General features: G+C 43.7%; 13 protein-coding genes and 1 pseudogene. 12 read left to right on the plus strand and 2 right to left on the minus strand.

What is annotated here, in order from left to right; translation table 11 throughout:
* The first annotated feature begins 224 nt into the window (after window positions 1-224).
* The 8 genes from MZO41_RS05135 to MZO41_RS05170 all read left to right on the plus strand — a co-directional run bounded on the left by MZO41_RS05135 (window position 225) and on the right by MZO41_RS05170 (window position 5,423).
* The gene (locus MZO41_RS05135; protein ID WP_058906928.1) at window positions 225-731 is read left to right on the plus strand and encodes a putative immunity protein; all 507 of its coding nucleotides are present in this window, start codon (window positions 225-227) and stop codon (window positions 729-731) included.
* Window positions 732-765: 34 nt separating this feature from the next.
* Window positions 766-1,131 carry a hypothetical protein gene (locus MZO41_RS05140; protein ID WP_003642960.1) on the plus strand — a complete coding sequence of 122 codons (366 nt, stop codon included), beginning with the start codon at window positions 766-768 and terminating at the stop codon, window positions 1,129-1,131.
* Window positions 1,132-1,198: 67 nt separating this feature from the next.
* On the plus strand, window positions 1,199-2,299 hold the full coding sequence (gene mutY / locus MZO41_RS05145) for an A/G-specific adenine glycosylase (protein WP_003643506.1): 1,101 nt from the start codon (window positions 1,199-1,201) through the stop codon (window positions 2,297-2,299).
* Between the two features lie 89 nt (window positions 2,300-2,388).
* Window positions 2,389-2,712 (plus strand): hypothetical protein, encoded by a 324-nt coding sequence (locus tag MZO41_RS05150; RefSeq protein WP_003642958.1) that lies wholly within the window; start codon window positions 2,389-2,391, stop codon window positions 2,710-2,712.
* 269 nt (window positions 2,713-2,981) lie between these two features.
* The gene (locus MZO41_RS05155) at window positions 2,982-3,356 is read left to right on the plus strand and encodes a DUF488 domain-containing protein (RefSeq protein WP_003643505.1); all 375 of its coding nucleotides are present in this window, start codon (window positions 2,982-2,984) and stop codon (window positions 3,354-3,356) included.
* A gap of 207 nt (window positions 3,357-3,563) precedes the next feature.
* Entirely contained in the window at window positions 3,564-3,968 is a 405-nt protein-coding gene (locus MZO41_RS05160) for a Spx/MgsR family RNA polymerase-binding regulatory protein (RefSeq protein WP_013355998.1), read from the plus strand.
* Window positions 3,969-4,138: 170 nt separating this feature from the next.
* Complete coding sequence (locus MZO41_RS05165; protein WP_013355997.1) at window positions 4,139-4,558, plus strand: MarR family winged helix-turn-helix transcriptional regulator; 420 nt, start codon at window positions 4,139-4,141, stop codon at window positions 4,556-4,558.
* A 4-nt stretch (window positions 4,559-4,562) separates the two neighbouring features.
* Window positions 4,563-5,423 carry an NmrA family NAD(P)-binding protein gene (locus MZO41_RS05170; RefSeq protein WP_003642954.1) on the plus strand — a complete coding sequence of 287 codons (861 nt, stop codon included), beginning with the start codon at window positions 4,563-4,565 and terminating at the stop codon, window positions 5,421-5,423.
* Window positions 5,424-5,627: 204 nt separating this feature from the next.
* On the opposite strand, the gene MZO41_RS05175 is transcribed toward MZO41_RS05170, so the two are convergent.
* Window positions 5,628-6,128 (minus strand): phosphatidylglycerophosphatase A family protein, encoded by a 501-nt coding sequence (locus tag MZO41_RS05175; RefSeq protein ID WP_003642953.1) that lies wholly within the window; start codon window positions 6,126-6,128, stop codon window positions 5,628-5,630.
* Between the two features lie 189 nt (window positions 6,129-6,317).
* Between MZO41_RS05175 and MZO41_RS05180 the strand changes: the two genes are divergently transcribed.
* From MZO41_RS05180 to MZO41_RS05195, 4 genes are all read left to right on the plus strand, one after another.
* On the plus strand, window positions 6,318-7,232 hold the full coding sequence (locus MZO41_RS05180; RefSeq protein ID WP_022638593.1) for an alpha/beta hydrolase: 915 nt from the start codon (window positions 6,318-6,320) through the stop codon (window positions 7,230-7,232).
* Window positions 7,233-7,519: 287 nt separating this feature from the next.
* Window positions 7,520-8,902, plus strand: a complete 1,383-nt coding sequence (locus MZO41_RS05185) for an amino acid permease (protein ID WP_003642951.1) — start codon at window positions 7,520-7,522, stop codon at window positions 8,900-8,902.
* A 434-nt stretch (window positions 8,903-9,336) separates the two neighbouring features.
* A complete protein-coding gene (gene nhaC, locus MZO41_RS05190; protein ID WP_003643500.1) occupies window positions 9,337-10,761 on the plus strand; it encodes a Na+/H+ antiporter NhaC in 1,425 nt (474 codons plus the stop codon).
* Between the two features lie 38 nt (window positions 10,762-10,799).
* On the plus strand, window positions 10,800-11,105 hold the full coding sequence (locus tag MZO41_RS05195) for a hypothetical protein (RefSeq protein WP_013355995.1): 306 nt from the start codon (window positions 10,800-10,802) through the stop codon (window positions 11,103-11,105).
* On the opposite strand, the pseudogene MZO41_RS05200 reads toward MZO41_RS05195, so the two are convergent.
* Window positions 11,106-11,300: pseudogene (locus tag MZO41_RS05200) on the minus strand (IS1182 family transposase); the annotation flags it as partial.

The raw sequence follows: 11,300 nt of genomic DNA on the forward strand, positions 1-11,300 counted from the left end.
ATGACGACTTGCCGCGATTGGTGGCAGGGCGTCTTTTTATTGTATTTATAGCGGATGAAACGGTTACAAAAATTTGTAAATTTTTGATGAAATCTGGAGTCAGATACTCACATCTTTGCTGGATTTCTGGTACAATTTAATCCTATCGATATATCAATTGAACTGAATATTGATAATGATAGGATATGTTTGTTGTCGGATTTGTAAGAAAGTAGGAATGCGTGATGACGGAAGGTTTTAGACCGAGTCACCCTAAGATTGAGATTGACGATGACCCTGGAATACGGGCTCAAATCGAAGCTTTGACTGGTGAACTCTCACAACAACAATTGGCTAAATGGGCGTTAATTATCGCCAAGAAAGCCTTGCAGTATGTTGATAACCAACAGAAATATGATCGACAATTGCGACTCGCAATTGATGCTAATGAATTGTGGCAAGTTAATCTTGTTAGTGGCTACCAGGTACGGCAGGCACTGACAAGATTGACTAAGTTAAGTGCAACGACGACGAGTTCCATTGGCGCGGCGGCACTGGACTGCGTTCGCTGGGCCGTAGCTTCCGCAGATGCGGATGAAAATGCGCTGCGGGCCTCGGACCAAACAATTAAATTGGTTAATTTAACGCAACCAAATGACATGGCTGCGGTCACTGCCGAGCGTCAGTGGCAGTACGATCAGTTAGCTGGATTAGCAGCTAACATTCAGCAGGGGTTACGCCGTATGCTATAATCTTCACAGAGATTAAATTAGGTGGGGATATTTTATGGCAACGGTACATGCAGAAGCAAAGGCGGAGTTGTTACGTCAGTATCAAGAAATTGTAACGAAGTATTTAACGAATATTTCGGAAACAGTGGACGTGAAGGCGCATTTTGAATTAAAAAACGAACCAGGATTTAATTATTTTGTGGATTATTTGTTTTTAGCCAATGTTTGTTACCAAGCGAGTCTGGATATTTTGAATAATGAAGATCAAAAATATCCAGATATTAATAAGCGGCTGGCAGCGGTCATCTTAAAATACCCCGAGTATTTGACATTGGCCGTTTTCAATGCCGATTTCCAGGATGAAAGTGTGACGGATCACTACGAAAAAACACTCGTAGATTTGGCTAACACTTTGGATTAATTTGTAAATAAGGTGGTCACGAACTTCGGATAGACGAAGCCTCGTGGCCTTTTTTGGAGGGTTAGTAATGATTGAATGGGATGCGGCAACAATTAAAGATTTTCAGACGACGCTATTAGATTGGTTTGATCACGAAGGCCGCGATTTACCATGGCGACATGACCATGAGCCTTACCACGTCTGGGTCTCTGAAATTATGTTACAGCAGACGCAGGTTCAAACTGTGATTCCTTATTATCAGCGCTTTATGGCACTTTTTCCAACGGTAGCGGACCTAGCTGCCGCACCTGAGTCACAGTTGTTAAAGGCGTGGGAGGGCCTGGGTTATTATTCACGTGTCCGCAATATGCAACGGTGTGCCAAACAATTGTTAACCGATTACGATGGACAGTGGCCTCAAACTGCCGCTGAGCTGACGGAGTTGATTGGGATTGGCCCGTACACTGCAGGAGCGATTGCCAGCATTGCGTTCAATGAACCAGTTCCAGCTGTGGATGGTAATGCCTATCGCGTCTTTAGCCGGTTGCTCAAGATTGATGCGGATATTGCGAAGCCCCAGACCCGCGCTGTTTTTGAACGGGTAATCAGTCAGATTATTTCACAAGAGCGACCTGGAGATTTTAACCAGGCGATTATGGACCTCGGTTCAAGCTACATGACAGCGCGGCAACCAGATACGGCCCATTCGCCGGTCAAACGCTTTAATCAGGCTTATTTGGATGGGGATGAGTTAGCCTATCCGGTCAAGACGAAGAAACCGCGGCCCAAGCCGGTTGCTTACGTGGCGGTATTAGCTAAGATGCAGGATCAGTGGTTGATGACGAAGCGACCGAGTAACGGGATGTTGGCTAATTTATGGACGGTTCCCTTGATTCCGATTGCAGATTTAGACTTAGATGATGATTACCAACCTGAAGAACTAGTTACGGCGGTAGAAAATTATTTTAAACGTGAATATCAGCTCCAGCTAACGGCCCATTATCTGACCGGGCGGCCTGTGACCCATACGTTTACGCATCAGAAGTGGACCATTCAAGGTTTGAGTGGTCAAGTTGGGTTAAGTGACTTAGCCTACTTTGCTGGTCAGACCTTTACGTTGATTGAGCGGCAGAAACTTCCAATGCCTAAGGTTCAAGAAAAAATTTTTGCACGCTATTCAATTGATTAATTCAGTCAACATTAAATACTTTTCACCCTTCAGATGTGCTATGGTTGTGGTAGAATATAGCAAATCAATATTGTGACGGAGGGTCGCGCATGTTAAATGTATTTGATATCGTTAAGTTAACAAAGATAGACCATAAAGAAGTCGACAGTAATCAAGTGGTTGTTACAGATGGTAACGGTAAGCCCAATGCGATTTTGACAGAATTATTGAATGATGTTGTGGGAAATATGCGGATCTTTATTAACATGGAAGATGTTTATTCGGTCGATGACTTAATGCGCGCATTGGCCGCCCATACGCCATTGCCACAAGATGTCTTAGAAGAATATGAAAAGGTATTGCGGGAACCGATTTATAACATTAACTTTGTGCCGAAAAGGGGCCAAGTTGAAGTTGTGATCGGTGAAGGCTAACGTAATTGTCATAATCATGATAAGATGTTAGTCAACTCATTGTGATGAAAATCAGGGCCATTCGTGGGACCTGATTTTTTTGTGCTGAATTGATGATAGTGGCTGTCATGAGGTCTGATCAATATGTGGTTGCGGGAAAGTGTTGGTTCGATTTAACGATACCGGCACCTGCGTTATAATGGAGTCAACTTATGGTCATGAAATGTGATAGGTTATTGTAAATGGTCATAGATTGTTTACCGCAGCGTACGATAGGAGGAGTGTTCATTATGCAATTAAAATTAGAACGGATTTACACGAAACCAGTTGATACGGATGGTTATCGGGTGTTGGTAGATCGCTTGTGGCCCCGGGGTATTTCGAAGGTTAACGCTCAGTTGGACAATTGGGTAAAGGAAATTGGCCCATCGACCACGTTACGTAAGTGGTTCAATCATGAACCGGCGAAATATCCCGAATTTGTCGATCGTTACCGGGCTGAATTGGATGAGAATCCCCTGACGGCCAGCTTTATTAGTCAAGTTGCTGAACAACTGACGAAGACGAATGTGATCTTATTGTTCGGTGCCAAGGACGAACAACATAATCAGGCAGTGGTACTGCGTGATTACCTGAAGGATAGTGGTCAATTACCAACCGCTTAATATAAATTGCGTAATATTGGTATAGATGAAATTGGGATTAGGCCTGCAATAAACTGCGCCCATCAAATTATTTTAATTATTTTTTGAAAACGCTAGCAATTAGCTGCGAATTTTGCTATGATTATGTTGTTAATTAATGACGTCAACTATTACAGTGCACAATAATGGGGGCTGCATTGTTAGGCAAGCAAGATTGGGGATAATTTTATGATAAACTTATGTGTGTTACCAAGTACCGCAAGTTGTCGCAAGGCCCACCGGTGGTTACTCGAACACCGGATCCCGTTTCATGAACGTAATATGAATGCACAGCCGTTAACGGAGACTGAAATCAAGCACCTGCTACAGTACACGTACAATGGCATTGATGATTTGATCAGTACTAAGTCCAATGCTTATCACAAACTGAGTAAGACGACACCGATTGAAGATATGCCATTAAGCGAAGCTGTTCGGGTATTAAGCCAAACACCGCAATTATTGCGGCGACCAATTATTTTTGACGATCACCGACTTCTGTGCGGCTTTAACCAAGATGAGATTCGGATGTTTATTCCACGTGAACAGCGCGTACTCAAGATGCAAGCAATGTCAGAACATCAGATGGCTTAAAATGATCGGCTTATGAGTTGATGCCGTGTTTTTGGGGCGAAACATTATAAAACAGTACTACTTACTTGCCAGTATAAACTGATTGGCACAGTTAAGCGGTGCTGTTTTGTGTGTAAATTGACAAATTACAGCTATTTAGTTAGTATACTAACTAAATAGTGGAGGATGAAATGGATAATATTGGTTATTTACTAATGCAGTTTTCCAAACAGTTACGTTATCAGCTAAATCAACGGCTAATTGCTAACGGATTGACGATTCAACAATGGGCTGTGATGCAACAAATCAGTCTTTGGGTCGAAAGAACGGCGCAACAGCCGACTGCCAACCAGCTGTGCCACGTTCTCGATATGGACCGGCCGACGATGTCAGGAATTCTTCGACGCTTAGCTGCCAAGCGATTGGTTGAACAGGACGTTAATCCAGCGGACCAGCGAGCAAAGCTACTACGCTTGACCCAAGTTGGCATACAAGAATTGCAGGCCGGCCAGCGTATTAGCGATCAGGTTGTTGCGACGGGGCTTCAGAAATTGACGGCTGCTGAAAAACAGTCTTTAAGACAACTGTTAAAAAAACTAGGGAGCAATTAATAAAATGAAAATACTGGTGATAGGTGGGACGGGAAATATTGGCTTACCGTTAATTCAATATCTAGATCAACAGGTGGGGGTGCAAGTTGTTGCTGGTGCCCACAACTTACATAAAGACGAGCAACTATTGGCTGCGTATCCGAACGTCGAAATTCGACGTTTTGATTTTTTAGACGAGACGACCTTTGATGCGGCGTTACGGGGAATCCAAAAGGTGTTTTTCGTGCGGCCACCACAACTTGCTAAACCCAAGCAAGATATGTGGCCCTTCCTAAAATGCTTACAAGCACACCACATTGAGCAGGTCGTATTTGTTTCGTTGATGGGTGTTGAGCATAATCCAATGACGCCACATCATCAAATCGAGCAGATGATCGAACAGTTACAGTTACCGTACACATTCATTCGACCGAGCTTCTTTATGCAAAATTTGAATACCACGCATCGCGTCGACATTCAGCAAAATCACGATTTGTTTATCCCAGCCGGGCGGTCGAAGACGAGTTTTATTGATACACGTGATATTGGTGAGATTGCGGGCGTGGCGTTACTAGATACACAATATTTACAACAGAAATTGACTGTGACTGGTCCAGAAGCGTTGACTTATCAGCAAATTGCGGCGCTAATGACTGAATCCTTTGGTCACCCGGTAACGTATCATCGACCGAGCTTATGGCGGTTTCGCCGCGTGATGTTGAAGCGGGGAATCAAGAAGGACTATGTTAATGTTATGGTAATGCTGTATTTGATTACCCAGTTGGGCAACGCTAAACGCGTGACCGATACGGCTGAAAAAGTGCTGGGTCACGCCCCGCATACGATGACAACTTACTTACGAGATTATGCAGATCAGTTACAGTAGTTAGGTCGAGGAGTAGGCATGTCATTTGGCAGTTGTGGGTTAATTTAGTGGTGAGCATGGTCAACAAAAAAACAGTTACCTCATTTTGAAGTAACTGTTTTTTAGCGGACATATCCAGTACAGACTAGCTAATTCAAGCAAACAGGCATTGAAGTAGGATGCCTGCTGATTTTTATAGGCGATAACGACTAGCAAATACAATGCTTAGGCATACTTATGTGCAATTTTAGCCGCAACGGCCGCCGCGATCGCACCAACTAGGTCATCAATAAACGTGTTAACAACGCCTGACTTATCAGTATCTAACTTCTTAATGACGCCTTCTTTAACTTTATCCACGTAACCATAATTAGTGACGCCGATGGTGCCGTAAATATTCGCCATATTAAGTGCTAAGCCTTCATCAACACCGAAGACGCCGGCGTCACTGGCAATGATAGATTGGAGCGGCTCGTTTAGCTGGCCTTCTGTGGCAAGGCGGTCGAGTTCTAACGCAACCATCGCATTGTTCAATAGTTCGCGCTTATGCAGTACTTCTTGCGTCTCCATTTCGCACTCTTCGATTGTTAAGTTAGGGACGTATTTTGTTTGTAAGTTATAAGTGATATGCGCAATTTCATGATAAGTAATCCCTTTTGCGGCTAAGGCTTGAATGACGAACTCATACGCAGCCTTATCAGGATATTTAAACGTTGGTTTTTCCATAGTTACCCTCCAGAAATAAACAATTTGAGTAGGTTAGTTATTTAACCTAGTAAGTCCATTATAACGAGATGAGTGGCTAAAGAATATGATTTGGGTTCAATATTCGTTGGTGCGGGTTAAAAAGGCGATTGTTGAAAACGATGACTGGTTATTTTAATTGAAACGCGTAAAATAAGACTGTTAAACATAATGAAGGGTAAGATAATTTTGATGAAACGTTGGCGAACGGTGATTCAATTGTTATTGATTGTTTTTGTTGTCGGTGCGGCTGTGATTTTAGTTGGGGCCCGGAATCATGATACCAAGATTACGAAAGTAACGAGTCAATTGACACCGCGTTCTGCACGAATATTAAAGAATCAATATGACCAGTCAAAGACAGCGACGGTCTTTTTACATGGCTACAATGGTGGGGCGTATTCGACGAACTATCTGATTCGTAAAGCCGAAAAAGCGGGGGCTGCCCAAAAAGCGTTAGTGGTGCACGTGTACAAGAATGGTGTGATGGCCTTTAAGGGTTATTGGCAAAAGTCAATCAAGAATCCGATGGTTCAAGTTGTTTTTCAAGATAATCACGCCTCACAAAAAGCCCAGATCTATTGGTTACACCAAGTCTTAGTCCAACTAAAAGCGAAGTATGGCGTCAAAGCTTATAATGCGGTTGGTCATTCCCTCGGGGCCAATGATATTGTCAATCAGGCATTGAAGTATGGGCATGACAAACGCTTACCAACGTTGAATAAAATCGTGACGATTGGCGGACCGTTCGATGGCCTGACCGGGTTTCTGAGCACGCAGACGGAAGCAACGGTCCGGCGCTTGGATGTTAAACCAAGTCGTTTCACGAAGCATTTTTCAGAAATGCTCAAGTATCGCCACAATTTTCCAGACAACGTGAAACTACTCAATGTCTATGGAGATACAAACACGGGGTATAACAATGATGGTTTTGTGGGTGTCGCTTCAGCGCGCTCAATTCGGTACTTGTTGCGCGGAAAATTAGCACAGTATCAAGAAGCTTTCTACAGTGGGGAACAGGCGGCGCATTGCGCGTTGAATCAGAATCCAAGTGTTGCTCACAAGATGATTGCCTTTTTGTGGTAAGTGTTATTGTGTCAGGATGGGTGCATTAAATAAATGAGGTCGTTCGAGTAAATACTCGGGCGGCTTTTTTTGTAGCGCCAAATTAGGCGGTCAAACGCAGCAACTACAGCTTTGGTGACGTTTTCGATAAGGAAGACAGCTTTAGAAAACAAAGTATTGCGACCTATTCGTCGTTAAAAACAGGGGTTGATAGTTAAAAATCGCAATTAAGTGAAAGTTAGAGCGTGCTATAATGACACAACATTAAGATTTAACAACAAAGTCATTAAAATTTGTGGAGGGGTCTTATGAAAATAACTAATGCTGATGGCACAATCCGGGCGCTTAGTAACCGGCATGTCCAAATGATTGCAATTGGTGGCACGATTGGGACAGGATTATTTCTTGGTTCAGGGAGTACGATTTCAAAGACGGGACCGTCAGTCATGTGGGTGTACTTGGTGTTGGGCTTCTTCTTCTTTTTAATGATGCGGGCAATTGGTGAGATGTTCTATTCTGATCCTACCCAACACACATTCGTGGCGTTTATTTCCCGCTATTTGGGACCGAGTGTTGGTCATTTTACAGGGTGGACCTATTGGATCGGTTTGATTTTTGTCTGTATGGCTGAGCTGACGGCTACGGCAACGTATGTCAAATTTTGGTTACCAAATGTCCCCGCCTGGCTAATTGAGATTAGCTTCCTGTTAATTTTGGCGGGCGTTAATTTAACGGCTGCACGGTTATTTGGCGAAGCAGAGTTCTGGTTTGCGATGATTAAGATCGTCGCAATCATTGCACTGATTGTCACTGGTATTTTCATGATGGTGGGACATCACCCAACCCCATTAGGCCAGGCTTCAATCGGCAATTTGTTCCATAATTATCAGGTCTTTCCCAATGGGATAGCTAACTTTATCTCGGCATTTCCAATGGTCTTCTTTGCTTTTCAGGGCATTGAATTTGTCAGTATAACGATTGGTGAGGCCAAGAACCCTCACCGCGTTATCAAAAAGGCGGTCAATGAAACTTTGTTGCGGATCTTGTTGTTTTATATTGGTGCGTTAATTGTCATTATGGGCATTATTCCGTGGACATCACTGTCACCCGATAGCAGTCCGTTTGTGCAAGTCTTCAAGTTGGCAGGATACCCAGCAGCGGCCGCCATCATTAACTTTGTCGTCTTAACGTCGGCAGCCTCATCGCTAAATAGTTGTTTGTTCTCAGCTGGACGTCACTTCTATCAGCTAGCCACTGAAATGCCAGTTACGAGTCGCATGCACCAAATCTTTGGTCAGATTTCGAAAAGTGGTGTGCCGGCAGCAGCAATCGTGTTGTCCGCGGTACTAGTGCTAGTGACCCCCATCATGAGTTTAAGTGCTGCAACGACGGCAGTTTTTACCGTCGTGACCGGGATCTCTAGTGATATGTACCTGATTGTTTACACGCTGGCGATGCTGGCCCACCGGAAGTACCGGCTATCTAATGACTATCTGGCGGATGGGTTTAAGATGCCGGCGTACCGAATCACGAGCCCACTGACGATTGCCTTTTTTGTTCTCATTTTTGCCAGTCTATTCTTCATTCAAGCTGATATTGTCGGTGCAATCGGTGCGATTATTTGGACGTTACTATTTGGTGGCATCACTTTTGCCCACCAAGCGCGCTTGCGAGCTGTAACACGGTCGTAATCTTAAAATGAGAATTATATTATAAAATGGCTTGACGATGATAAAAGATGGTGGTATTGTTAATCACAAGTTAATAACTGTACGATAACGTTACATCAAGTAGACATAGTGGTAGGTGTCAGGAAGCCGGTGGTTGCTGCGAACCGGTCAGCTACTATGATTGAAATACGGTAACCGAGTTTCGACTGAACGGATAATAACTAGAACCGTTATCTTCTAGTGAGTGGTGGATTAAGTGTCAATAATCCGCAACCTGGGTGGTACCGCGACTAGTCTAATCGTCCCTGTTGTTCATATGAACAATGGGGACGATTTTTTTGATGAAGAGGATGAGAATAATGACAAATCAACGCTGTGGTGGGATTGCACGATATTAAAATTTTGATGATGAATATGCGTCACTGGAATTTTATCAATCGAAGGGGTAATAAATTATGAACAAAACAAAAGCACCACAAATTAGTACCTTAGAAGCAGTCATTGTCTTACTGGTCGTCCTCGGAATTATGAGTGCGGGTGTGATTGGTTGGGGATTATCGCCCCAAGTTCCCGTATTACTCGCAATGGGCGTTGTCACTGCTTGGGCGATGTTGCGCGGTTTTCCATGGTCAGCAGTTAATGCTGGGATTAAAGAGGGCATTGATAAAGGGATCGTGCCAATCTTCATCTTTATTCTCATTGGTGCGATGATTTCAACTTGGATTGCGGCGGGAACGATTCCTACGCTCATGGTGATTGGATTCAAAATTATTAATATTCAGTGGTTTTTGCCATCAGTCTTTATTGTTTGTACCCTAGTCGGTGCGGCGGTCGGCAGTGCCTTTACGGTAACATCGACGGTCGGAATTGCCTTTTTCGGCATGGGCGTGACCATGAATCTGAATCCAGCCTTAGTTGCCGGTGCAATTATCAGTGGTGGAATCTTCGGCGATAAATTATCACCATTATCAGAAACCAATAATTTAGCTTCAGCCGTAGTGGATACTGATCTTTTTACGCACATTAAGCATATCTTATGGAGCACGCTACCGGCCGGGCTCATTTCATTAGGCTTGTTTGCTATGCTGGGGCACAGTAATACGGAGACAAGCTTAGCCAAGATCAATCAAACAGTTGCGGTTTTAAATGGTCATTTCAGTATCTCAGCCTTGGCATTGTTACCAATCGTCTTAGTCTTCATTTGTGCCGGGTTTAAAATGCCAGCCATTCCAACGATGCTTTTAAATATTTTTATTTCGGCGGGCTTGATTCTATTTGAACAGCCTGAGTTATCACTGGCGAAGTTAACCGCCATTATTAACACGGGATTTGTTTCGAAGACGGGGAATACGAGTGTTGATACGTTGCTTTCACGGGGCGGAATCGTCAGCATGATGAGTATGGTCGCGTTAATTGTGGTTACGCTATCCTTAGGAGGATTGTTGGTCAAGTTTGGACTGATCAATCAAATTATGACCCCGGTTGCTAAGCACTTGAATAGCGATGGCAAGTTAGTATTGGCGGGTGTATTAACTTGTATTGGTGTCAACGTGTTTGTTGGTGAACAATTTCTTTCGATTATCTTACCAGGGCGCGCTTTTCGCCAGGCATTCAATGATGGTGGCTTATCCGGAAATGCACTGGGGCGGGTCCTTGAAGATGGCGGTACGGTGATCAATTACCTAGTCCCGTGGGGCGTTGGCGGCGTCTTCCTGACGACGACGCTGGGAGTACCAACCGTCCAATACTTACCGTTTGTTTTCTTCAGTTTACTTTGTCCAGTTATCTCGGTAATCAGCGGTTTCACTGGTGTTGGTATGGCGCACTTGAATCAGCGAACTGCAGTGAAAACTAAGCATGTGACTGCGACGGAAGTTTAATCGTTGGTCGATCAGTTCACTTTAGGGAAGGTTGACGAATGGCTGTTAAAATAGTTACTTTATGTGGGTCTAGAAAATATGCGGCAGTATTTGAAACGGTTGAGCTGGCTCTGAGTAAACAAGGTGTTATTGTTTTAAAGCCAGCTTTCAGTGATGAAGTATTAACACCGATTGAGCTTCAGAATTTACGCCAGACACATTTGAAAAAAATCGACTTGGCAGATGAAGTAGTGGTCATTAATGTTGCTGGCTACATTGGTGAGCGGACTAGGCAAGAAATTGGCTATGCACAGCGTCAACATAAGAGAATTCGGTATTACGCAGTTACGGAAAACGAGCATTAATTAAAATGAGGCTGTGACATAACTAGCCTCTGTATAAGCAAATGGGACGAGAAACCGAATTTTGGTTTCTCGTCCCATTTGCTTACGCCTTTGATTTTTAAAGTTGGTCCCTACCGTGACCAGTTTCATAATGTTTAACGCCAGTATTACGATTCCGGCTTCCTTGGTGACCTTGTCGAAACCTCGCACCGAGAA

Source organism: Lactiplantibacillus sp. C232, assembly GCF_023806725.1.
Lineage (GTDB): Bacteria > Bacillota > Bacilli > Lactobacillales > Lactobacillaceae > Lactiplantibacillus > Lactiplantibacillus plantarum.

Bases quoted from the DNA above. Each gene is read 5' to 3' on its own strand.
- MZO41_RS05135 (WP_058906928.1), top strand. From the start codon at position 225: ATGACGGAAGGTTTTAGACCGAGTCACCCTAAGATTGAGATTGACGAT.
- MZO41_RS05140 (WP_003642960.1), top strand. From the start codon at position 766: ATGGCAACGGTACATGCAGAAGCAAAGGCGGAGTTGTTACGTCAGTAT.
- mutY (WP_003643506.1), top strand. From the start codon at position 1,199: ATGATTGAATGGGATGCGGCAACAATTAAAGATTTTCAGACGACGCTA.
- MZO41_RS05150 (WP_003642958.1), top strand. From the start codon at position 2,389: ATGTTAAATGTATTTGATATCGTTAAGTTAACAAAGATAGACCATAAA.
- MZO41_RS05155 (WP_003643505.1), top strand. From the start codon at position 2,982: ATGCAATTAAAATTAGAACGGATTTACACGAAACCAGTTGATACGGAT.
- MZO41_RS05160 (WP_013355998.1), top strand. From the start codon at position 3,564: ATGATAAACTTATGTGTGTTACCAAGTACCGCAAGTTGTCGCAAGGCC.
- MZO41_RS05165 (WP_013355997.1), top strand. From the start codon at position 4,139: ATGGATAATATTGGTTATTTACTAATGCAGTTTTCCAAACAGTTACGT.
- MZO41_RS05170 (WP_003642954.1), top strand. From the start codon at position 4,563: ATGAAAATACTGGTGATAGGTGGGACGGGAAATATTGGCTTACCGTTA.
- MZO41_RS05175 (WP_003642953.1), bottom strand. From the start codon at position 6,128: ATGGAAAAACCAACGTTTAAATATCCTGATAAGGCTGCGTATGAGTTC.
- MZO41_RS05180 (WP_022638593.1), top strand. From the start codon at position 6,318: ATGAAGGGTAAGATAATTTTGATGAAACGTTGGCGAACGGTGATTCAA.
- MZO41_RS05185 (WP_003642951.1), top strand. From the start codon at position 7,520: ATGAAAATAACTAATGCTGATGGCACAATCCGGGCGCTTAGTAACCGG.
- nhaC (WP_003643500.1), top strand. From the start codon at position 9,337: ATGAACAAAACAAAAGCACCACAAATTAGTACCTTAGAAGCAGTCATT.
- MZO41_RS05195 (WP_013355995.1), top strand. From the start codon at position 10,800: ATGGCTGTTAAAATAGTTACTTTATGTGGGTCTAGAAAATATGCGGCA.